Annotated in this window: 20 protein-coding genes; 15 read left to right on the top strand and 5 right to left on the bottom strand. The window is 38.4% G+C overall.

The features are described 5' to 3' along the window. Window positions 1-21: 21 nt before the first annotated feature. Window positions 22-519: a cupin domain-containing protein gene (locus tag BFJ97_RS16360; RefSeq protein ID WP_068985727.1), complete on the top strand. Its 498-nt coding sequence runs from the start codon at window positions 22-24 to the stop codon at window positions 517-519. 44 nt (window positions 520-563) lie between these two features. Here BFJ97_RS16360 and BFJ97_RS16355 read toward each other — a convergent pair whose 3' ends face one another. Together BFJ97_RS16355 and rluF are read right to left on the bottom strand one after the other, a co-directional pair. Continuing rightward, complete coding sequence (locus tag BFJ97_RS16355) at window positions 564-1,283, bottom strand: DUF6904 family protein (protein WP_068985726.1); 720 nt, start codon at window positions 1,281-1,283, stop codon at window positions 564-566. A 22-nt stretch (window positions 1,284-1,305) separates the two neighbouring features. Continuing rightward, window positions 1,306-2,007, bottom strand: coding sequence for a 23S rRNA pseudouridine(2604) synthase RluF (rluF, locus tag BFJ97_RS16350; protein ID WP_068985725.1), 702 nt, complete (start codon window positions 2,005-2,007; stop codon window positions 1,306-1,308). Between the two features lie 240 nt (window positions 2,008-2,247). Here rluF and adh point away from each other — a divergent pair, with 240 nt between their 5' ends. The 5 genes from adh to BFJ97_RS16325 all read left to right on the top strand — a co-directional run bounded on the left by adh (window position 2,248) and on the right by BFJ97_RS16325 (window position 7,574). Next, window positions 2,248-3,768, top strand: coding sequence for an aldehyde dehydrogenase (adh, locus tag BFJ97_RS16345; RefSeq protein ID WP_068985724.1), 1,521 nt, complete (start codon window positions 2,248-2,250; stop codon window positions 3,766-3,768). Window positions 3,769-3,789: 21 nt separating this feature from the next. Next, a complete protein-coding gene (locus tag BFJ97_RS16340; RefSeq protein WP_068985723.1) occupies window positions 3,790-4,149 on the top strand; it encodes a DUF779 domain-containing protein in 360 nt (119 codons plus the stop codon). Between the two features lie 439 nt (window positions 4,150-4,588). Beyond that, window positions 4,589-5,557 (top strand): DUF4003 family protein, encoded by a 969-nt coding sequence (locus tag BFJ97_RS16335; RefSeq protein ID WP_068985831.1) that lies wholly within the window; start codon window positions 4,589-4,591, stop codon window positions 5,555-5,557. A gap of 41 nt (window positions 5,558-5,598) precedes the next feature. Next, complete coding sequence (locus BFJ97_RS16330; protein WP_068985722.1) at window positions 5,599-7,026, top strand: aldehyde dehydrogenase family protein; 1,428 nt, start codon at window positions 5,599-5,601, stop codon at window positions 7,024-7,026. Window positions 7,027-7,094: 68 nt separating this feature from the next. Then, window positions 7,095-7,574 carry an acyl-CoA thioesterase gene (locus BFJ97_RS16325; RefSeq protein WP_068985721.1) on the top strand — a complete coding sequence of 160 codons (480 nt, stop codon included), beginning with the start codon at window positions 7,095-7,097 and terminating at the stop codon, window positions 7,572-7,574. 48 nt (window positions 7,575-7,622) lie between these two features. On the opposite strand, the gene BFJ97_RS16320 is transcribed toward BFJ97_RS16325, so the two are convergent. Continuing rightward, entirely contained in the window at window positions 7,623-8,933 is a 1,311-nt protein-coding gene (locus BFJ97_RS16320) for a globin-coupled sensor protein (RefSeq protein WP_068985720.1), read from the bottom strand. 312 nt (window positions 8,934-9,245) lie between these two features. Between BFJ97_RS16320 and BFJ97_RS16315 the strand changes: the two genes are divergently transcribed. Then, on the top strand, window positions 9,246-9,464 hold the full coding sequence (locus BFJ97_RS16315; protein WP_068985719.1) for a hypothetical protein: 219 nt from the start codon (window positions 9,246-9,248) through the stop codon (window positions 9,462-9,464). A gap of 86 nt (window positions 9,465-9,550) precedes the next feature. Here the strand turns inward: BFJ97_RS16315 and corA are convergent, their stop codons facing one another. Continuing rightward, a complete protein-coding gene (gene corA / locus BFJ97_RS16310; RefSeq protein ID WP_068985718.1) occupies window positions 9,551-10,510 on the bottom strand; it encodes a magnesium/cobalt transporter CorA in 960 nt (319 codons plus the stop codon). 51 nt (window positions 10,511-10,561) lie between these two features. Then, window positions 10,562-11,245, bottom strand: a complete 684-nt coding sequence (locus tag BFJ97_RS16305; protein WP_068985717.1) for a class I SAM-dependent methyltransferase — start codon at window positions 11,243-11,245, stop codon at window positions 10,562-10,564. 118 nt (window positions 11,246-11,363) lie between these two features. On the opposite strand from BFJ97_RS16305, the gene BFJ97_RS16300 reads away from it, so the two are divergent. The 8 genes from BFJ97_RS16300 (at window position 11,364) to ispD (ending at window position 20,241) form a co-directional block, all read left to right on the top strand. Further along, window positions 11,364-11,669, top strand: coding sequence for a DUF4870 domain-containing protein (locus tag BFJ97_RS16300; protein ID WP_068985716.1), 306 nt, complete (start codon window positions 11,364-11,366; stop codon window positions 11,667-11,669). A 203-nt stretch (window positions 11,670-11,872) separates the two neighbouring features. Then, window positions 11,873-12,343 carry a CtsR family transcriptional regulator gene (locus tag BFJ97_RS16295; protein ID WP_068985715.1) on the top strand — a complete coding sequence of 157 codons (471 nt, stop codon included), beginning with the start codon at window positions 11,873-11,875 and terminating at the stop codon, window positions 12,341-12,343. A gap of 13 nt (window positions 12,344-12,356) precedes the next feature. After that, a complete protein-coding gene (locus BFJ97_RS16290) occupies window positions 12,357-12,905 on the top strand; it encodes a UvrB/UvrC motif-containing protein (protein ID WP_068985714.1) in 549 nt (182 codons plus the stop codon). After that, window positions 12,902-14,011, top strand: a complete 1,110-nt coding sequence (locus BFJ97_RS16285; protein ID WP_068985713.1) for a protein arginine kinase — start codon at window positions 12,902-12,904, stop codon at window positions 14,009-14,011. Before BFJ97_RS16290 ends, BFJ97_RS16285 begins: the two co-directional genes overlap by 4 nt. Continuing rightward, a complete protein-coding gene (locus BFJ97_RS16280) occupies window positions 14,001-16,445 on the top strand; it encodes an ATP-dependent Clp protease ATP-binding subunit (RefSeq protein ID WP_068985712.1) in 2,445 nt (814 codons plus the stop codon). The genes BFJ97_RS16285 and BFJ97_RS16280 overlap by 11 nt, the downstream gene beginning before the upstream one ends. 276 nt (window positions 16,446-16,721) lie before the next feature. Continuing rightward, the gene (radA, locus tag BFJ97_RS16275) at window positions 16,722-18,098 is read left to right on the top strand and encodes a DNA repair protein RadA (protein ID WP_068985711.1); all 1,377 of its coding nucleotides are present in this window, start codon (window positions 16,722-16,724) and stop codon (window positions 18,096-18,098) included. Window positions 18,099-18,450: 352 nt separating this feature from the next. Beyond that, window positions 18,451-19,536 carry a PIN/TRAM domain-containing protein gene (locus tag BFJ97_RS16270; RefSeq protein WP_068985710.1) on the top strand — a complete coding sequence of 362 codons (1,086 nt, stop codon included), beginning with the start codon at window positions 18,451-18,453 and terminating at the stop codon, window positions 19,534-19,536. Between the two features lie 12 nt (window positions 19,537-19,548). Continuing rightward, a complete protein-coding gene (ispD, locus tag BFJ97_RS16265) occupies window positions 19,549-20,241 on the top strand; it encodes a 2-C-methyl-D-erythritol 4-phosphate cytidylyltransferase (RefSeq protein WP_068985830.1) in 693 nt (230 codons plus the stop codon). Window positions 20,242-20,657 lie beyond the last annotated feature (416 nt).

The following is a 20,657-nucleotide window of genomic DNA, read 5'->3' as shown; positions in this document are numbered from 1 at the left end:
TGAAAGAAAGGAGTGAAGTTTATGAATTACTCAGCACAATATTTTATTGAAAAATTAAATTTAGCAGAACATCCAGAAGGAGGTTATTATATATCCTCGTTTCGGGCATCTGAGGATATGGCTGTAAGTGATGTGCAGAGGCCAATTTATACGAGCATTTATTTCTTACTACGTTCCCAGGATATATCGCATTTACATCGTTTGAAATCAGACGAGCTTTGGTATTATCATGCTGGCAGTCCGTTAACAGTCCATATGATTTTTCCGGATGGTACATATGAGGCCAAGAAGCTTGGATTAAATGTTGAAGCAGGAGAAGTACCGCAAATAGCAGTACCAAAAAACACTATATTTGGCTCGTCCGTAGAGGATGCAGATACTTTTAGTTTGGTAGGCTGTATGGTTGCACCAGGTTTTGATTTTGAGGACTTTGAATTGTTTACACAAGAGGAGCTTTTAGCTGACTATCCGCAACACGAGGAAGTTATTCTAAAAATGGCTTACAAGAAGATTCAATAGAAGAACAGCGCCGTCTCAAAATTAGTTGAGACGGCGCTTCCTATTTACCACAAAATAGTTTCAGGATATTTAGCTGTAATTTCAATTTCATGCAACGCTTTTTTAGTAGTAATCGCAGCTTTCATGAGCTGTGATTTTAGCGCTACATACTCATCATCTTCTAACATTAATCGGAGAGCAAATGACGCTAAACGAGCTTTACGTGCCTCCAAATCTAGTTGAATATACTCTAGATTCAATATATCAACATATTGTGTCGCATAACGGAATGTTAACGGACTTTTAGTATGCAGCATTCTTATAAATACTAAATATTCTTCCTCTTTAAGCTCCTGCTCTAGACATTCAGCAACTGCTGATTGGAATTTACGAACTGCAGCAATGTCCATATTCCAATCAGAGGAATCAATTAGCTCCTGATGTAGTCGAATGAAATCATTTAATGCGATAGCAGTAAAAATCAGCTCTGGCCATAGAACCTCTGTTGCGAAATAAACATTTTTGTTTGGAAAAATTAGTCCATGCTGTGTCAGTACACTTTTATTAAGTCCATTACTGACAAATTCAAGCTGATGCTCTCCCCTGGTAGCTTGGCGTAGATTATAGCAGACACTAAGGATGCGAAAGCGTGCGCCTTGATAATCATAATACTTATTTTCATCCCCAGTTATTTTGTAAATGGCATTAATCAGCTCATCTAAATCCCAAAAATCCCCACTAACTCGTGCCCCTGTTAACTGCGCAGTACTTTGAATTGACAGCATAGTCTCATCCCCTTAAATTGCTTTATTTTGGTGTGTATTTAAGTAGTCTGAATAGTTCTGTTCGTTCTTTTTCTGTTAAATCGCGCCACTGACCAACCTTTAAATTTCCAAGCTTAATATTCATAATACGAATACGTTGTAGACGTTTTACAGAGTAGCCAAGTGCCGAACACATACGACGTATTTGACGATTTAAGCCCTGTTCTAAAATAATTTTAAAGACTTTATCAGATATTTTTTCAACATAACAAGGTAAAGTTGTAGTATCTAAAATATCTACACCAGCTCCCATTTTTCTAATAAATTGCTCCGTAATAGGTTTATCAACTTGTACGATATACTCTTTTTCGTGATGGTTTTCCGCACGTAAAATTTTATTGACTATATCACCGTCATTTGTCAGTAATAATAGCCCCTCGGATTCTTTGTCGAGTCGTCCAATATGAAAAATACGTAGAGGGTGATTGACAAAATCAACAACATTTCCTTTTATATGACGTTCAGTTGTACTTGTAATTCCTACTGGTTTGTTCAAGGCAATATATACGAGCTGTTCTTCTTTTTTTACCTCTTTTCCATCAACGCAAACCATATCACCAGCCTCAACTTGACTGCCAACTGTAGCAAGTTCACCATTAATCGTTACTTTACCTTCTGCTATCCATTTATCTGCGCCGCGACGAGATACGATGCCTGTTTCACTCAAATATTTATTAATTCGCATACTGTTCTCCTATACATTTATATTATTTTAAGTATACATTATCGTTGATCACACCGTGAATCCTAGAGGCTTTTCTAGTAAAAATAAATTGTCGAAAGAATTTTTAAAAAAGTTGAAATTATTTTTTGTTTCTGACAATATATTAGGTAAGAGAGCTTCTATGAAAATATTGTTATTTCGATAAAAATATCGATTTTTGTAGATATATTCTCATTATTTTGTGTAAAGGGGAGAAGTAAAATGGTTTATGCATTTCCAAACACTGAAGGATCGGTAGTTCAATTCAAAGAGAAATATGATAATTTTATCGGCGGAGAATGGACATCCCCAGTGAAAGGTCAATACTTTGATAATGTTACGCCTGTTACTGGACAAGTTTTTACACAAGTAGCTCGTTCTACTGCTGAGGACATTGAACTTGCAATTGATGCAGCACATGCCGCAAAAGATGCATGGGGAACAACATCCGCAACAGAGCGTGCAAACATTTTACTTAAAATCGCGGACCGCATTGAGCAAAACTTAGAAAAGCTAGCTGTTGCGGAAACATGGGATAACGGTAAAGCGGTACGTGAGACATTAAATGCAGATATCCCTCTTGCCATTGACCATTTCCGTTATTTCGCAGGGGCTTTACGTGCACAAGAAGGCGCAGTAAGCCAAATCGATAATGATACAGTTGCGTATCACTTCCATGAGCCAATTGGGGTAGTAGGTCAAATTATCCCTTGGAACTTCCCGTTATTAATGGCTGTTTGGAAGCTAGCACCTGCACTTGCAGCTGGAAACTGTGTAGTGTTAAAGCCTGCAGAGCAAACACCAATTTCGATAATGTTACTCGTTGAATTAATAGAAGATTTATTGCCAGCGGGTGTACTGAATGTTGTCAACGGCTTTGGCTTAGAGGCAGGGAAGCCACTAGCATCGAATCCACGCATCGGTAAAATTGCCTTTACTGGTGAAACTACGACAGGTCGCTTAATTATGCAATATGCTTCGCAAAACCTTATTCCAGTTACATTAGAATTGGGCGGTAAATCACCAAATATTTTCTTTGAAGATATTATGGACGAAGATGATGCCTTTTTAGATAAAGCAGTTGAGGGCTTTGTATTATTCGCTCTAAACCAAGGTGAAGTATGTACATGTCCTTCTCGTGCATTAATTCAAGAATCCATTTACGATAAATTTATGGAGCGTGTCCTACAACGTGTTGAAGCGATTAAAGTTGGAAATCCGCTTGATCCGAATACGATGATGGGAGCACAGGCTTCAAGTGAGCAAATGGAAAAAATCCTTTCTTATTTAGATATTGGTAAGCAAGAAGGTGCAGAATGTCTAATTGGGGGAGAGAAAAATAATGTAGGATCTGGTTTTGAAAATGGTTACTACATTAAGCCAACTGTCTTCAAAGGGCATAATAAAATGCGTATTTTCCAAGAAGAGATTTTCGGACCAGTTGTTGCTGTAACAACATTTAAAACAAAAGAGGAAGCATTAGAAATTGCGAATGACACATTATATGGTTTAGGTGCAGGTGTATGGACACGCGATATGAATACAGCATACCGCTTCGGTCGAGGTATTCAAGCAGGTCGTGTTTGGACAAACTGCTACCATGCTTATCCTGCACATGCAGCGTTCGGTGGCTATAAAATGTCGGGTGTCGGCCGTGAAAACCATAAAATGATGCTAGCGCATTATCAGCAAACGAAAAACTTACTAGTTAGCTATAGCGAAAACAAACTTGGTTTCTTCTAATTAATAGGGAGGTGCATAAGCGTGGTCGAGCGAGTTTTAGCAACAGCAGAAGCGCTAGCACTAATCGAATTATTGAAAGAAAAGCATGGACCCGTTATGTTTCATCAATCTGGTGGATGCTGTGACGGTTCCTCACCAATGTGTTACCCTGAAGGCGATTTACTATTAGGCGACCAAGATGTTTGCCTTGGGGAAATGGGTGGTACTCCTTTCTATATGCATAAAAATCAATACGATTATTGGAAGCATACACAAATAATCTTGGATGTAGTCGATGGCAGGGGCGGTATGTTCTCGCTTGAAGGCGTTGAAGGTAAACGATTTTTAACAAGATCAAGAGCCTTTTCAACAGAGGAGTTAAGGGAATTGGGGTTAATTTAACAGCGTCATTATATTGAAAATTGAAAACAGCGGCAAAACGACAACGTTTAGTCGCTGCTTTTTTATGTTATTTTTTCTGAAACCGTTTATGTAAGGCTATATTATTTGGAGAGTTACGTAATATCAAAAATAATCGTAATCGATCTTGTAAGGTTTCCTTGAATAAGGCCTTTCTACTGGTTATGGTTATTTCAATTAACATCAGTTCCTCCACTCATTTTTAATTATGTTCATTAAACCATATAAAATCGAGCCACATACATTAAATTAAGCTTACTATTTGTGTTAATTGTTACAAAACTGAAGCTCATCATCCTGCCATGTATAGAAGTTAATGGGAGTGTAGGCTGGGCGACCCCTTGGGGATAGTGATGTGCCAAAAGTGATGAATCCTTTTAATGTTTTATTACGTAAATATGGAAAAAGGAGTGTGTTGAAAATGGAATTTACTATGATTGAAAACCAATTTACACAAACTGTGGAGGATGTAGCGAAGGCTGTCGGATGGACCGTTGATCGTAAAATTGTACTAGCAATTGCAAGCAAATATGTGGCGTCAGGAAAAACCTTTGATTCCGTTAAATATAAAGAAGTATTACAAGAAATGAAAGAGCAATCTTCATGGGCTTCTCCGTTAAGAACAGCAGTAAGGTATAGTATTGCTGCAAATTTGGTGGAGCAAGAGGATACAGAACAAGCGGTAAAAAATCTACTGTCAAACGTAAGCATATTGAAGGAAGCTAAATTTAGAGGCGGCAACTTTATTTTTATTGGTGCACAGTTTTTAACTGAGGTGGAAAGTGAGAAACGTGCACATGCACAGGCAGCACGGTTATTATTTGAAGAGGTCCGTAAGCATCATCGATTTTTAACAGCTAACGATGATATACCCTATACAGTATTGTTGAGTGCCGCATCTGATGATGTTGTTCTTCGTGCTGAAACAATGAATCGTTATTATAAAGAGTTGCGTACATATAATTTTAATGCGGGGAACGAACTACAATGGCTATCACAAATATTGACGTTCTTATCTCCTCAACATGATAGTAAGTTAGTGCCAAATGTGGTGACAATCCGTGACACATTAAAAAAACAGGATGTAAAGGTTAAAACGATGCACTATCCATTACTCGGATTTTTAGCAATTCTTGAAGTGAATAGTGCACACCTTCAACAGATTGTGAATTTATACCATGAATTGAAGGGTATGAAACTATTGAAATGGCACCGTGAATTCGTGTTATTTATGGCTATACAAATTGCTATGTATGATATGGCTAAGGTACAACAATCTTTATCAATGACAATTATGTCATCTATTCAATTAATAATCCAAGCACAACAAACAGCGATGTTAGCAGCAGTTTCTGCAGCAGCTGCAGCTTCTAGTTCAAGTTCTTCGTGATAAAATAAAGAAGAACTTGATTTTGGAGGTGCATTTGAAGGATGAAAGAAACGAAGCTTTGGATAAACGGTCAGTGGAAGAACGCAAAGGAAACATATGAGCTGAAGTCACCCTACAGTGGTGAGGTTATTGCAAAGGTAGCTAAGGCGTCAATTTCTGATGTTGAGCAAGCAATAGAAGGTGCACAGGAGGCATTCCAAACGTTTAAAAAGACAACAGCCTACGAACGCGCCGAAATTTTATATAAAGTGGTCGACATAATGCGACAACGTAAAGCGGAATTAGCTGAGATTTTGGCCTTAGAGGCAGGTAAGCCGATATCTGCAGGCTTAACTGAAATAGAACGCACAATAGCAACTTATCAATTTGCTGCAGAAGGTGCTAAGCAAGCAATGGGTGAGACGGTGCCTATGGATGCTGCACCTGGGGCAGGGGACCGTATTGGCTGGACAAAACGAGAACCTTTAGGTGTGATTTCCGCCATTACGCCATTCAATTTTCCATTTAATTTAGTAGCACATAAATTAGGTCCTGCCTTTGCAGTTGGTAATACAGTCGTGTTAAAGCCAGCGACACAAACACCATTAAGTTCTATCGTCATGGCGGAAATTTTTCAGCAAGCGGGTCTACCTGAAGGTGCGCTACAGATTGTTACCGGTAGCGGTGGTGAGCTTAGCGATACACTCGTGACACATCCATACGTGAAAAAGGTGACATTCACGGGCAGTGGCAAGGTCGGTTTGGGCATTAAGGAAAAAATCGGTTTACGTAAAATAACATTAGAGCTTGGTTCCAATGCGGCAGTAATTGTTGAACCATCGACACCAATTGATAAAATTATTCAGCGTTGTGTCGGAGGTGCCTTTAATTTTGCTGGCCAGGTTTGTATTTCATTACAACGTATTTATGTCCATGCATCGATTATTGATGAGTTCACAAAAGCATTTGTGGCAGAAACTGAAAAGCTTGTAGTAGGTGACCCGCTCGATAAAAATACAGATGTTAGTGCGATGATTAATGCTGGTGAAGTTGAACGTATTCGTCAATGGATTGAGGAAGCAAAGGCGCAAGGTGCGATAGTTGCAACAGGAGGAACGTTCACTGAGCGTACATTAACACCAACTGTTATGACGAATGTGACAGCGAATATGAAAGTAGTTTGTCAAGAAACATTCGCGCCAATCGTCTCAATTGTTTCATATGAAACATTAGACGACGCTATTCGACTAGTGAATGAGTCGGAACTTGGCTTAAATGCAGGGATTTATACGAATGTATTGCCAGATGCGTTACGTGCAGCGGATGAATTACAAGTAGGCGCTGTTATTATAAACGATATTCCGACATTCAGAGTTGATAATATGCCATATGGTGGCGTAAAAATGAGTGGTTATGGTCGTGAAGGCATTAAGTGGGCTATTGAGGAAATGACGGATATGAAGTTTATTACGATGAAAAAATCATTCTAAATTTGCATCAACTCTTTTTCTGCGATACGATGACGAAAGAACATACATGAAGGGAAGTTATAAGATTTATGACAAACAACGCTGTACCCATGAGCATGTCACGTACGGTTCAAACGCGTCTCGTATTACCGCCAGATACAAATAATCACAATTCCATTTTCGGTGGAAGAGTGTTAGCTTATATTGATGAAATTGCTGCGATCACAGCAATGAAGCATGCAAAAGGGCTTGTAGTCACAGCCTCTATTGATTCTGTTGATTTTTTGTCAGCAGCACATGTAGGGGATATTTTAGAAATTGAAAGTATTGTTTCGTCAACTGGACGTTCTTCAATGGAAGTCTATGTTCGAGTAATTTCACGAAACATTGGAACGGGTGAGGAAAAATTAACAACGGAATCCTTTGTAACGATGGTTGCAATAGATGATGAAGGGAAACCTAAGCCAGTTCCAGCAATTTATCCTGAAACAGATGCAGAAAAGCGTCTGTTTGAAACGGGACCAGCACGTCGAGAGCATCGGAAACAAAAACGTGCATTGCCGCATTAAATGAAAAGGGAAATTGACGTATACTGTCAGTTTCCCTTTTTTGCGGTTTTACAAATTTAGCTCATTTACAACATTGATAAGCGAGTCAGAAGAGGAAGAAACAAGCGTAGCTCCTTGTGACAGCTCAGTTATTAAATTGGAGATGGCTGAAATATCTCTGGATGTATTTACATATTGCTGTTGAATTCCAGACACAGCATCGGCGATATCATTAAATGATTTAGATAAACTGTTTTGTGTATCTACACTATGTTGAATTTTTTGGTCAACGTTAATAACTGAATTCGACATTGTTGTAATATTACTTTCTGTTTCTTTAATGAGATGGGAAACGTTTTGTACGGCATTTTTTGTTTCCTCAGCAAGCTTACGGACTTCTTCAGCAACAACAGCAAAGCCCTTCCCATGCTCACCAGCACGAGCTGCCTCAATAGAAGCATTTAGTGCTAATAAATTTGTTTGATCTGCAATGCCAGTTACAAGTCCAACAATTTCTGAAATCTTCTGAGATGAAGTACGTAACTGGTTCATTGTTACCTCAAGACCGTTCACACTTTGTAAAATGACTTGTATTAAGTTATTCTGCTCTTGCAGCTGTTGCTGTCCTCTTTTAGATTTTTCTTGCGTATCAGCAACGAAGCTTAACCCTTGCTTAGTAGCTACTGCAATGTCATCTGTTTGAGAGGAGATGACTAGTAACGAAGCTGCTGTCTCCTCACTAATTGAGTTTAGCTCCTCAGCGGTTTTTTGAATGGTAGTAACAAGAGAGATCTTTGTTTCAGTAGCTTCGGTACGAATACGGTCTTCTTCTTTTTCATATGCCTCTATAACAAGCTGTTGCTCGAAGTTAATAATTTTGCAGAAGGCATTAATGGCACGAATTGCATCGTTCTTAGAAATGTCTAACTCATTTACAAAGTTTGTAAAAGTCGAAGTTAATGACTGGAATGAAGCAATGTACCATTTCGACTGTAGACCGATGCGAACGTGAGTCTCCGCAATTGCCTTCCGTTCGTTAATATAAGAGTCATTAATATTGCATTCGAAGATATCACTTAAATGCTTATGTAAAGTAACTTTTAAACGGTCAATATGTGAAGTTCTATTAATAATATTTACTAATTCCGGACTTAAACTAATAGCTGCATAAAATTGTTCTACCATTTTAGGAATTAGATCTTTAGCTAAAGGTTGTAGTTGTTTAATAACGGCTAAATCCTCAGCCGTTAAATCTAATAATTGCAATTGTTTTTGTAATCTAGGGTGATTAGAAACATTTAATTGTACATTGTTTTGAAATGCCTCAGGTGTTAACGTTATTGAGTAGCTAGAATTGCTGTTTTTTGTAAACCAACTCATTGTTGTTTGCTCCATTCTTTATAAATGCAAAATAAATAGATCAAATAAAGACTCTTTGTAAATTTTGTTAATGTACTAAATATATTGTATTTTAATATTTTACTATTTTTTGTTGGTTATTTGGTTAAAATTTTCGTTTATTTCTAAAATTTTTTATAATAATGACAGACGATTGTCGATTAAACGTCATGAAATGGACTTTTTTATAGAGAATGAGCAAATTGAATTCTAAATAGGAAACCTGTAAAATACGAACTGTTTAGCTGGATAAAAAATTGTACGTGAAAAAATAGGTTTCAGGAGGGGGATTACATGGAGAAAAAACGTTTTAAATTTGTTATTCCAGTCATGGTAATTGTAGCAATTGGCTCAGTTTATATGTTAAGAAAATACTATGCTGAAGTACCAAGCTTAGATCAATTACTAATTACAATTTGTGCAACATTATTTTCAGGGGTACTCGCATACTTTTTATTTCCACAGCAGGGTGAAGATAAAATTGATAATCGTGGGCCGTACAAGCAAAAATAAGGTTATTAGCAAGAATCTGCTTCTTCTTCAGTGTGAAAACTGAAAAAGAAGCAGATTTCTTTGCGTTTACGTAGGCTGTGAAAAGCCTAAGGTTTAAATAATTTGAACCAGCCTTTCAATTTAAAAATGACGAGCATAGATATTGCAATTAAAATCATCAAAATAAGTACAATAAAGTAGCTATAACGACCATGAAGTTCAGGCATATTATCAAAGTTCATACCGTAAACACCAGCAATAAATGTTAACGGAATAAAAATTGTCGATACAATAGTTAATGTCATCATAATGCCATTCATACGGCTAGAGCTCATCGCCATATAGCTATCACGCATATCAGCTGTAAGTTCTCGATTGGATTCGACCATTTCTGTAAGCTTTAGCAGATGATCGTAAATATCGCCAAAGTAAGCTCGTTCAAACTTCTTTAGTGAAAAGCGATAAGAATTAAGTATCCGATATAATAAATCACGCATCGGTAAAATCGTGCGACGCAAATGAAGCAAATCACTGCGGAATTCGAACACAATTTTCATGGCATTGGGGTTACTTTGATAGGTAAGCTCGTCTTCAAGTACATTTAAATGATCCTCGATTTTATAGACAAGAGGAAAATAGCTATCAACGATTTTATCGATTACCTGATACGTTAAATATACTGTGCCTCGTTCCCAATACTTTGGCTTTTTTTCTAGCATCTTTTGTACTCGATCTATTTCAGGTGCTTCGTTTTTGTGGAATGTAACAATAAATTTATTAGAAACAAAAATATTTACTTCCTCAGCTATTAATTCTTCGTTAACCCTTTGAATAACAAAGAAATGGAAATCATCATAAAAATCGAGCTTTGGCCGCTGTAAACGCATTAAGCAATCTTCTATAGCAAGTGGATGGAAATGGAAGAATGTATCTAATAGTAGTTCTTCCTCGTCGGTCGGACAATTAAAATCTACCCAGTACCATTCAAATTCGTTATTGTGTATATCCTCAAGTGGAAAGTCCTTTATAAGCTGTTGGTTTTTTGTAATTCCAATTGTACGTATCACAGCATTCACCTCACTTCTGTTGACTCTATCCTAACAGGCGCGCCCTAAATTTTATTCGCCCTCTTTATAGCATATCCAACCGCCAAATAAAGTAGTGGCAAAGAATCTAGATGGTTCTGTAAAGCCTGCCTGCCGTAATAGTGATAAAATGTCCTCTTCACGCATAAATGAAAGAGAACGTATGGATTTCTCCATTTCTGCTACCTCTGATGGTGATAGCTTTGTATGCTGTAGCCAATAAGCACGCCACAAATCAAATTGTAACTCCGTTTCTAAAGAACCTAGTTGCCCGTATTTTGAGACGAGCACAAATGGTGCACCAGGCTTTAAATTATTTGCTATCTCCTTCAATGTTGCAAGTTTTTCTTGATCATCATCGATGAAATGAAGCACTAAAATACAGCTAGCTGCATCAAATTTTATTGAAGGCAGTAAAGAATCAAGTATCGTGCCTTGATGTAAAGACATATTATTAGGTAGAGGCTTTAAACGTTCTTCAGCAATTTGTAGCATTGCTGAAGAAGGATCTATACCAACAAATGACCAATGAGGTCTTTTCTCAGCGAACTGTAAAATTTCATTGCCGCTTCCTGAGCCAACTATTAAAAACTCAGCTTGCTCGGGTAATGTAGAATGATAAAAGGTATGTGTTAACCGTAGCATCGCATCATAGCTAGGTAGCGTACGACGAATGCCTTTTTCATATTCATTTGCAAGTGTGTTATTAAATTCCATCGTGTATCACATTCCTTTCAAAAATATTTATATATTCAATTTAAATTGAAACTATCTAGGGTATAAATCCGTAAGTATAGTACATAAAAAATAAAATAATAAGGAAGGGTTGATATAAATGGAAACAAAATGGTCTAAGGTAATCATACACGCAAGTTCGTTTTTCGCGCCATGGGTAGTACCCATAATATTTTTCTTAATTAGTTCTGATGAAGAAATAAAAACAATTTCCGTTCAGGCATTGCTGTTCCAAATTATTATGTGGGCTTTAATTGCAATTTCAGGTATTCTAAGCTTTTTATTAATTGGTATACCGTTCTTAATTATTTTCGGTATTATGTTATTCGTCGTCCCAATTATCGGTATTGTGAAGGCTTTATCTGATGAGCCTTGGCGTTATCCAATTGTCGGTCGCTGGGTATAATTTTTATAGACGCAAGTATATGCTAGTGGCATATGCTTGCGTTTTTTTCATTGATGATAAGGGTAGAGTATAGAGATGAGCAGCCGCTTTCAACATTTCAGTGTGCGAAATAATTGCAATTATTTTTAAGCGTTTTGTATAATATACTCAAAGAAAGTCAAAGATAGTCAAAGTCAGTGAAGTAAGCGAGGTGTATTCCTAAAATGCGTAATATATCAGACATCATAGAAGGCTACTTAAAGCAAGTACTTGAATTAGGTGGAGAAGGGCATATTGAAATAAAACGTAGTGAAATCGCAGATAAATTTCAGTGCGTACCCTCACAAATAAATTATGTAATTAATACAAGATTTACAGCCGAACGAGGTTACCTTGTTGAAAGCAAACGTGGTGGTGGTGGATACATTCGAATTTTACGTGTCCGCGCGAATTCACAAATTGATCTAATCGATGATGTCCTCGGGCAAATAGAATGTGGGGCATCGCAAACAATGGCGGAAGATTTAGTTTTTCGACTAATTGATGAGCAGGTAATTTCAAAGCGAGAAGCGAAATTAATGTTAGCAGCGATTGATCGCTCAACCATAGATTTACAGCTCCCTTTACGAGATCATATTCGAGGAAAAATATTAAGGGCGATGCTAACGACGATTAAATATGAACAGCAAAAATAGAGAGGTGATGGAAATGATTTGTGAACATTGTAAACAACGTAATGCAACAGTTACCGTAACACAAGTTCAAAGTGGTCAAAAGGTGGAGCATCATTATTGTGACGTCTGCGCCTCTCAGTTCCATCCATTTCATGCTGAATTTAAACAAGAGCCAGTATCTATTCAACAGCTATTATCCAATTGGTTTGGCTCTCCTTCATGGCAGCAACAAAAAGCAGATGAAAAACAGCAGGCGCAGCCACAACCTCAAACCTGTCCACACTGTGGATTTACGTATAAACAGTTTTTAAAAGAAGGTAAATTTGGATGCCCTATTTGTTATGACACCTTTAGCGAGCACTTACCGAAGCTCTTTAACCGTATACAGGCAGGTCCTCAACATATAGGGAAAATGCCTGGTGCCAGAAGCAATGTTTATGTTATCAAAAAGCAAATTGAAGATATTCGTAAACGTATGAAAGTTGCTGTAGATGAAGAACAATTTGAAGTGGCAGCCAAGCTTCGTGATGAAGCTAAGGAACTTGAGAAGCAGCTACAATTTGAAGGTGGTGATGTGTCGTGATGATTGAATCGTTTTTAGAACGTGCAACACCAACATGGATGGGTGTAGAAGACGATTATTCAGATATTGTTATTAGTACACGCATCCGCCTTGCGCGAAATTTAGATGGTTATCGCTTTCCATTAGCCTTTACAGAGAATGAGGCATTACAGGTAGAGCAGGCAGTTACACATGCAATAAAGGATAGTACGAAACTTCAAGAAAATTACTCTTATTTTGCGATTAAGGATTTAACACCTTTACAACGTCAAATACTTGTAGAAAAACATTTAATTAGTCCTCAGCTTGCAAAAAAAGAGCTAGTGGGCTCCATACTTTTATCTGATGATGAATCAACTAGCATTATGGTGAACGAAGAAGACCATTTACGCATTCAATGTATGACGGCCAGTTTTCAACTTCAAAAAGCATATGAACAGGCCAATAAAATTGATCGTATCTTAGAGAAAGCTTTACCTTTTGCATTTCGAGATACATTTGGTTATTTAACAAGTTGTCCCACAAATATTGGTACTGGTTTGCGAGCATCTGTCATGATGCATCTGCCAGCACTTACACTGACAGGTCAGATGAATCAAATCATTAATGCGATGACGCGTTTAGGCATGACAGTGAGAGGAATATATGGAGAAGGTAGCGAAAATTTAGGTAATGTTTACCAAGTATCAAATCAGATTACACTAGGAAAAACAGAAGATGATATTTTAGCGGACATTCAGAGTGTCGCTGAAAAAATAATTCAAAAAGAACGACATGCAAGAGGTAAGTTAATGGAAAAAGCAGAGCTTGCTTTAGAAGACCGTGTATATCGTGCTTTAGGTACCTTAACACACGCTCGAATTTTAACGAGTGAGGAAGCAGCTACCTGCCTATCAAATGTTCGTTTAGGGGTTGATTTAAAGCTAATTGAAGGTATTAAAGCGATGACTTTAAACGAATGTGTTGTCAGTATGCAACCTGGTTTTTTGCAGAATTATGCAGGGGATGTTTTGCCGCCTGCTGAGCGAGATCGCGTACGGGCCGAAATGCTTCGTGAGGCATTATTTCGAGAAAATGTGAGTAAGCCTATTATTGGGGGAAAAGGAGAGGATTCATTTGATGTTTAATCGTTTTACACAACGCGCGCAAAAAGTATTACAGCTTGCACAAGAAGAGGCTATTCGTTGGAAACACGAATCAATTGGAACAGAGCATATTCTATTAGGGCTTATCCGTGAAGGCGGTGGTATTGCTGCAAAAGCATTAGAAGCCATTGATATTAGTCCTCAAATGATTGAAGCGGGTATTGAAGAGCTTGTAGGGAAAGGTAAGGAAGATGTTGGTCCAATTGTCCACTACACGCCTCGAGCTAAAAAAGTAATAGAACTATCGGTCGATGAATCACGTAAATTAGGTCATTCCTATATCGGAACAGAGCATTTACTATTAGCGCTTATTCGTGAAGGTGAAGGGATAGCGGCCCGTGTATTAAACAATGCTGGTGTCGGATTAAATAAAGCTCGTCAACAAGTGCTATTGTTATTAGGTAATAACGATAATGCTCAATCTGGTCAGCAAGCTGCACAGGCTGCCAATACACCAACATTAGATAGCCTTGCGCGTGATTTAACGCAAATTGCTCGCGAAGGCACTTTAGATCCGGTCATTGGTCGAAGCAAGGAAATCACTCGTGTTATCGAGGTATTGTCTCGCCGTACAAAAAATAACCCTGTATTAATCGGTGAGCCTGGTGTCGGTAAAACGGCTATTGCTGAAGGTTTAGCTCAGCAAATTATTAATAATGAAGTGCCAGAAATTCTCCGTGATAAACGTGTTATGACTCTTGATATGGGGACAGTTGTTGCTGGAACAAAATATCGTGGTGAATTTGAAGATCGCTTGAAAAAAGTAATGGATGAAATTCGCCAAGCAGGCAATGTGATTTTATTTATCGATGAATTGCATACATTAATCGGTGCAGGTGGTGCAGAAGGTGCCATTGATGCCTCAAATATTTTAAAACCATCTTTAGCTCGTGGTGAGCTCCAATGTATCGGTGCGACAACACTAGATGAGTATCGTAAATATATTGAAAAGGATGCGGCATTAGAGCGTCGTTTCCAACCGATTCAAGTTGATGAGCCAACTGTAGAAGAAGCTATTCTAATTATTCAAGGCTTACGTGATCGTTATGAAGCACATCACCGTGTGAAAATTACAGATGAAGCAATTGAAGCGGCAGCAAAAATGAGTGACCGATATATTTCTGATCGTTTCTTACCGGATAAGGCTATTGACTTAATCGATGAAGCGGGCTCTAAAGTACGTTTACGTTCATTCGCAGTGCCACCAAACTTAAAGGCACTTGAAGATAAACTTGAAAATGTACGCTCTGAAAAGAATGCAGCTGTTTCAGGTCAAGAGTTTGAAAAGGCAGCGTCATTAAGAGATACAGAGCAAAAGCTAAAAGATGAAATCGAATCTACGAGAAAAAATTGGAAAGAAGAGCAAGGGAAAGCTGAATCCAAAGTTACAGTGGATGATGTAGCATCGGTTGTATCAATGTGGACTGGAATCCCAGTATCTAAAATTGCTTCTGAAGAATCTTCTAAGTTATTACAGCTTGAAGAAGAGTTGCACAAACGTGTTGTAGGTCAAGGAGAAGCGGTAGAAGCAATCTCTCGTGCTATTCGCCGTGCAAGAGCTGGCTTAAAAGATCCGAAACGACCAATTGGTTCATTCATTTTCTTAGGTCCTACTGGGGTTGGTAAAACAGAGCTTGCAAGAGCATTAGCTGAAGTGATGTTTGGCGATGAGGACGCAATGATTCGTGTTGACATGTCTGAGTACATGGAGAAACATTCGACTTCACGTTTAGTTGGTTCACCTCCGGGTTATGTAGGCTTTGATGATGGTGGTCAGCTAACAGAAAAGGTCCGTCGCAAACCATATTCTGTAGTATTACTAGATGAAATTGAGAAAGCTCATCCAGATGTTTTCAATATCTTACTTCAAGTACTTGAAGATGGCCGTTTAACAGATTCTAAAGGCCGTGTGGTAGATTTCCGCAACACAGTTGTTATTATGACATCAAACGTTGGTGCAGATGCTTTAAAATATCAGAAAAACCTTGGCTTCAATGTAGGTGGTACTGACACGAAGTATAAAGATATGAAGGGTACAATGTTAGAGGAATTGAAAAAAGCATTCCGTCCAGAGTTCTTAAACCGTATCGATGAAATGATCGTCTTCCACTCACTAGAAAAAGTACACTTAAAAGAAATCGTATCAATGATGGCGAATTCTTTAACAAAACGTTTAAAAGAACAAGACATTTCGTTAGAGTTAACGGATGCAGCATTAGAGAAAATTGCTGAGGAAGGCTATGATCCTCAATATGGTGCCCGTCCACTACGCCGAGCATTACAAAAACAAGTAGAAGACCGTCTATCGGAAGAACTACTAAAAGGCAATGTAGAGAAGGGTAATCAAGTGGTCATTGATTATGTGAATGATGAGTTTGTTGTAAAGAAAAAAGAAGAAGTTTCTACTTCTAAATAATCTCCATCAGTGGGGGCTTCTTCATCCCATCCACTGAGTATTAGTCTTTACCAAAAGGGCTTTTACAGGTAGTTAATTTCCCGCCTAAGTTCTTTGCTTTTGCTGAATTTTGAGGTGAGGATCTTGTACCTGTCACTTACTGGCGGTACAGATAAATTTCTGCCCGTTAATGCGGATAAATGTTTCATTTGAAAAGGACAGCAAGGCTATAGTGCCAAGCTGTCCTTTTTTATGTACAATAAATAGATAAGAACAAATATTCGAGGTGAATGTAATTTGGCAAAGAAAAAAACAAAATTTGTATGCTCAGGCTGTGGCTATGAATCGGCAAAATGGATGGGAAGATGCCCAGGGTGTGGGGAATGGAATAAGATGGTTGAAGAGATAGAGGTTGTAGCTAAAGGGCCTCGAGGGGCTTTTCAACACTCCGCTACAGTTACCCAAAAGGCTCTCCCTATTATGCAGGTTGAAGCAGCTGAGGAATCACGAGTTGCAACAGAAATGAGTGAGCTCAACCGAGTGCTAGGTGGAGGCATCGTACCTGGTTCGCTTGTATTAATCGGGGGAGACCCTGGGATTGGGAAGTCGACGTTATTATTACAAGTATCGGCATTACTTTCGAATAAAGGACATCGTGTGCTCTATATTTCCGGTGAGGAATCAATTCGTCAAACAAAGCTACGGGCAGAGCGTTTAGGAGTGATATCACAGGAGCTCTATATATATTCAGAAACAAATTTAGAGTTTTTAAATCAGACCATCGATGATGTGCAGCCTAAGTTTGTCATTGTCGATTCCATTCAAACAGTTTTTCATCCTGAGGTAACGAGTGCACCTGGTAGTGTATCACAGGTGCGTGAATGTACAGCGGAGCTAATGCGAATTGCAAAAACAAAGGGAATCGCTATTTTTTTAGTTGGACATGTTACGAAAGAGGGACAAATTGCAGGACCGCGTATTTTGGAGCATATGGTTGATACGGTATTGTATTTTGAAGGGGAACGACATCATAACCACCGTATTTTACGTAGCCAAAAAAACCGCTTTGGCTCTACTAATGAAATTGCTATTTTTGAAATGCTTCAAGGAGGCTTAAAGGAAGTTTTAAATCCGTCTGAGTTGTTCTTGCAGGAACGTTCACAAGGGGCGGCAGGTTCAACAATTGTTGCCTCGATGGAAGGTACACGACCAATTCTAGTTGAAATTCAGTCGCTTGTAACACCAACGAGTTTTAATTATCCGAAACGAATGGCAACGGGTGTAGATCAAAACCGTGTGCAACTGCTTATGGCAGTCCTTGAAAAGAGAATGGGTCTCATGCTACAGGCGCAGGATGCATATATTAAAGTTGCTGGCGGTGTAAAGCTTGATGAGCCTGCAATTGATTTGGCGGTGTTGACAAGCATTGTTTCAAGCTTTAAGGATCAAGCTGTCGGAGCGACCGATTGCTTTATTGGGGAGGTAGGATTGACGGGAGAGGTGCGTCGAGTATCTCGTATTGAACAGCGTGTCATTGAGGCAGCGAAGCTCGGATTTAAACGAGCCTTCATCCCGGCCTCGAATATCGGTGGCTGGGATTTTCCGCAAGGTATTCAGATAGTTGGTGTAGAAACGATAAAAGATGCATTGAATACTTGCTTTAGAGAGCTATAAAAAAGTTTGTGCATGTTGGACAATGTTCTGACATGCACTTTTCCTTACAAAGGAAGATATTTACTTAAAGAAAGCTTTGAATTCATAGAATAAAGGTAGGAAACTCAAAGGGGGGAATCGGCGTCCTAGATAACATCCGAGAATAAGGCTTTTTGTAATGATTCTTCGGACGCCCAAAGAGCACTTTTTATGATGGGAGAAGGACAAATTGAATGCTTGATTGTTCCTTTTTTAGTAGACCTGAAATGTTCATTCAAAAGTAGATGAAATAATGATAATTTGGTGGGTTCATAAAGGATTTTCTACAGTAAACTATGTATAATTATAAATTAAGAATTGGAGGTGACAGTTTATGAAAAAATTTGTTCAAATTGCTTTTTTACTGATTGGAGGAGCATTAGGCCTTGTTTTCTTACCGCCATTATACGAATTGCTTCATTTATCATCTAATCCTTGGCTAGATAATCCCTATGTATCAGTAGCTTTAGGAGCACTTTTACTGTTTACATTATCGTTTGCCTTTTCCGATTATTTTGTAAGGCTCATTAGCTGGATGGAAGAGGTGCTATTTAAAGTACCTGTTGGGGATTTATTATTTGGTACGCTTGGACTTATTATCGGGCTAATCGTTGCGTATTTCTTAGGTTTTGCAATTGATAGTATTGATTTACCTAATTTTACGAAGGTTTTACCAATAATACTGTCATTTGTACTTGGATATTTAGGGTTCCGTGTAGGCTTTAAAAAGCGAGATGAATTAATCCAGCTTTTTACATTACGCGGTAACAACGCGAAGAAAAAATCACCTGAAGGTGTAGAACCTCAAGAAGTACGAGGAAGCTATAAACTGTTAGATACAAGTGTTATTATCGATGGTCGTATTGCAGATATTTCTGAAACAGGCTTTATTGAAGGTATCCTGGTTGTACCTCAATTTGTCCTTACTGAGCTTCAGCATATTGCGGATTCTTCGGATACGTTAAAGCGTACAAGAGGTCGTCGTGGTTTAGATATTTTAAAGAAATTACAGGATGAGCGTATGACGAAGGTTGAGATTACTGAAGAGGATTTTGAGGATGTACAAGAAGTAGACTTAAAGTTAGTACGTCTTGCTAAGAAAATGGGCAACGATACACAGATTGTAACGAACGACTTTAACCTGAACAAAGTTTGTGAGCTACATCACGTGAAGGTGCTAAACATCAATGATTTAGCAAATGCAGTGAAGCCTGTTGTTATTCCAGGTGAGAATATGCAAGTGATGGTCATTAAAGATGGGAAAGAGCATAATCAAGGAGTTGCTTATTTAGATGATGGCACAATGATCGTTGTTGAAGGTGGACGTAGCTATATAGGACAGGCAATTACGGTAACCGTAACAAGTGTTCTACAAACATCGGCAGGTCGTATGATTTTTGCTAAACCAAAGGATGACTAGGAAGTGGGAAATGTGCAATATGAAGTAGTGTTGCCTGCAGCAGGAAGCGGAAAGCGAATGGGAGCGGGGCAAAATAAGCTATTTTTAAATCTTTTAGAGAAACCGATTCTTATACACACACTGGAAATTTTTGAAAAGGATCGTCAATGTACGGGTATTTGGCTTGCTGTGAAGCCAGAAGAACGTGTATTTATTCAAGAAATGCTCCAGAGATATGAAATTTCTAAAGTTAAAGGCCTGCCTGATGGAGGTGTTGAGCGACAGCATTCTGTTCATTCGTGTATGAAAGAGATGAAGCAGGTCGATATTGTGCTTGTGCACGATGCTGCGCGTCCATTTATTACGCATGACATTATTGCGAATCTTGTACAAAGTGCTCATAACTTTGGCGCTGCGATTGCAGGTGTTCGTGCGAAGGATACGATGAAAAAAGTACGGGATGGTGTGATTGAAGAGACAGTTGATCGTGAAAGCTTATGGATGATACAAACCCCACAAGCATTCCAATTTGATTTAATTGTGGAGGCGGAGGATGTCGCTGAGAAAGTAGGCTTTCTTGGTACCGATGAAGCAATGCTAGTTGAACGTCTTGGTCATGAGGTGCATATTGTCGAAAGTAGCTACGAGAATGTAAAAATGACGACGCAAGAAGATTTAGTTTTCGGAGAAGCGATATTGCGTAAACGTGCTTTGGAAACGTTATAATAGCCAACTAAAAAGAGGCTGGAACAAAAAGAAAAAATGTTAGACCGATATCGGTCTAACATTTTTTTGATTTAGGAAGGAACGCTCTACTCATTGAAGCGAAAAAGTTATTATCTGTTTTCGCTATTTTTCAAAATAATCGAGTTCTGTCCCAGCCCCTTTTCTTACCTCCAGTCAAGTGTAATTCTTTAATTTCTTTTGTTTTTTGATTTAGTTGTAGTTGGGAGGGGTACCCCTCCCAACTACAACTAAATTTTCGCACGACTAAAAGACCTTACGATTTTCTTTGTTTCGAAAGGTCGGTGTGTTATAGTAAATATAAACTTGGTTACGATTTCAGAGCTGGTAGTGCGGACTCATAATCGTACAATATGCCGTGTGTAATAAGGTGAAATGCAACTTTCAAGAACTTATTC

Origin of the sequence: Lysinibacillus xylanilyticus (assembly GCF_001708185.1) — a bacterium.
Taxonomy (GTDB): domain Bacteria; phylum Bacillota; class Bacilli; order Bacillales_A; family Planococcaceae; genus Lysinibacillus; species Lysinibacillus xylanilyticus_A.
Note: the sequence above shows the minus strand (reverse complement) of the source record. Positions and strands in the feature narration are given on the sequence as shown.

Bases quoted from the DNA above. Each gene is read 5' to 3' on its own strand.
- BFJ97_RS16360 (WP_068985727.1), top strand. From the start codon at position 22: ATGAATTACTCAGCACAATATTTTATTGAAAAATTAAATTTAGCAGAA.
- BFJ97_RS16355 (WP_068985726.1), bottom strand. From the start codon at position 1,283: ATGCTGTCAATTCAAAGTACTGCGCAGTTAACAGGGGCACGAGTTAGT.
- rluF (WP_068985725.1), bottom strand. From the start codon at position 2,007: ATGCGAATTAATAAATATTTGAGTGAAACAGGCATCGTATCTCGTCGC.
- adh (WP_068985724.1), top strand. From the start codon at position 2,248: ATGGTTTATGCATTTCCAAACACTGAAGGATCGGTAGTTCAATTCAAA.
- BFJ97_RS16335 (WP_068985831.1), top strand. From the start codon at position 4,589: ATGGAATTTACTATGATTGAAAACCAATTTACACAAACTGTGGAGGAT.
- BFJ97_RS16330 (WP_068985722.1), top strand. From the start codon at position 5,599: ATGAAAGAAACGAAGCTTTGGATAAACGGTCAGTGGAAGAACGCAAAG.
- BFJ97_RS16325 (WP_068985721.1), top strand. From the start codon at position 7,095: ATGACAAACAACGCTGTACCCATGAGCATGTCACGTACGGTTCAAACG.
- BFJ97_RS16320 (WP_068985720.1), bottom strand. From the start codon at position 8,933: ATGAGTTGGTTTACAAAAAACAGCAATTCTAGCTACTCAATAACGTTA.
- BFJ97_RS16315 (WP_068985719.1), top strand. From the start codon at position 9,246: ATGGAGAAAAAACGTTTTAAATTTGTTATTCCAGTCATGGTAATTGTA.
- BFJ97_RS16305 (WP_068985717.1), bottom strand. From the start codon at position 11,245: ATGGAATTTAATAACACACTTGCAAATGAATATGAAAAAGGCATTCGT.
- BFJ97_RS16300 (WP_068985716.1), top strand. From the start codon at position 11,364: ATGGAAACAAAATGGTCTAAGGTAATCATACACGCAAGTTCGTTTTTC.
- BFJ97_RS16295 (WP_068985715.1), top strand. From the start codon at position 11,873: ATGCGTAATATATCAGACATCATAGAAGGCTACTTAAAGCAAGTACTT.
- BFJ97_RS16290 (WP_068985714.1), top strand. From the start codon at position 12,357: ATGATTTGTGAACATTGTAAACAACGTAATGCAACAGTTACCGTAACA.
- BFJ97_RS16270 (WP_068985710.1), top strand. From the start codon at position 18,451: ATGAAAAAATTTGTTCAAATTGCTTTTTTACTGATTGGAGGAGCATTA.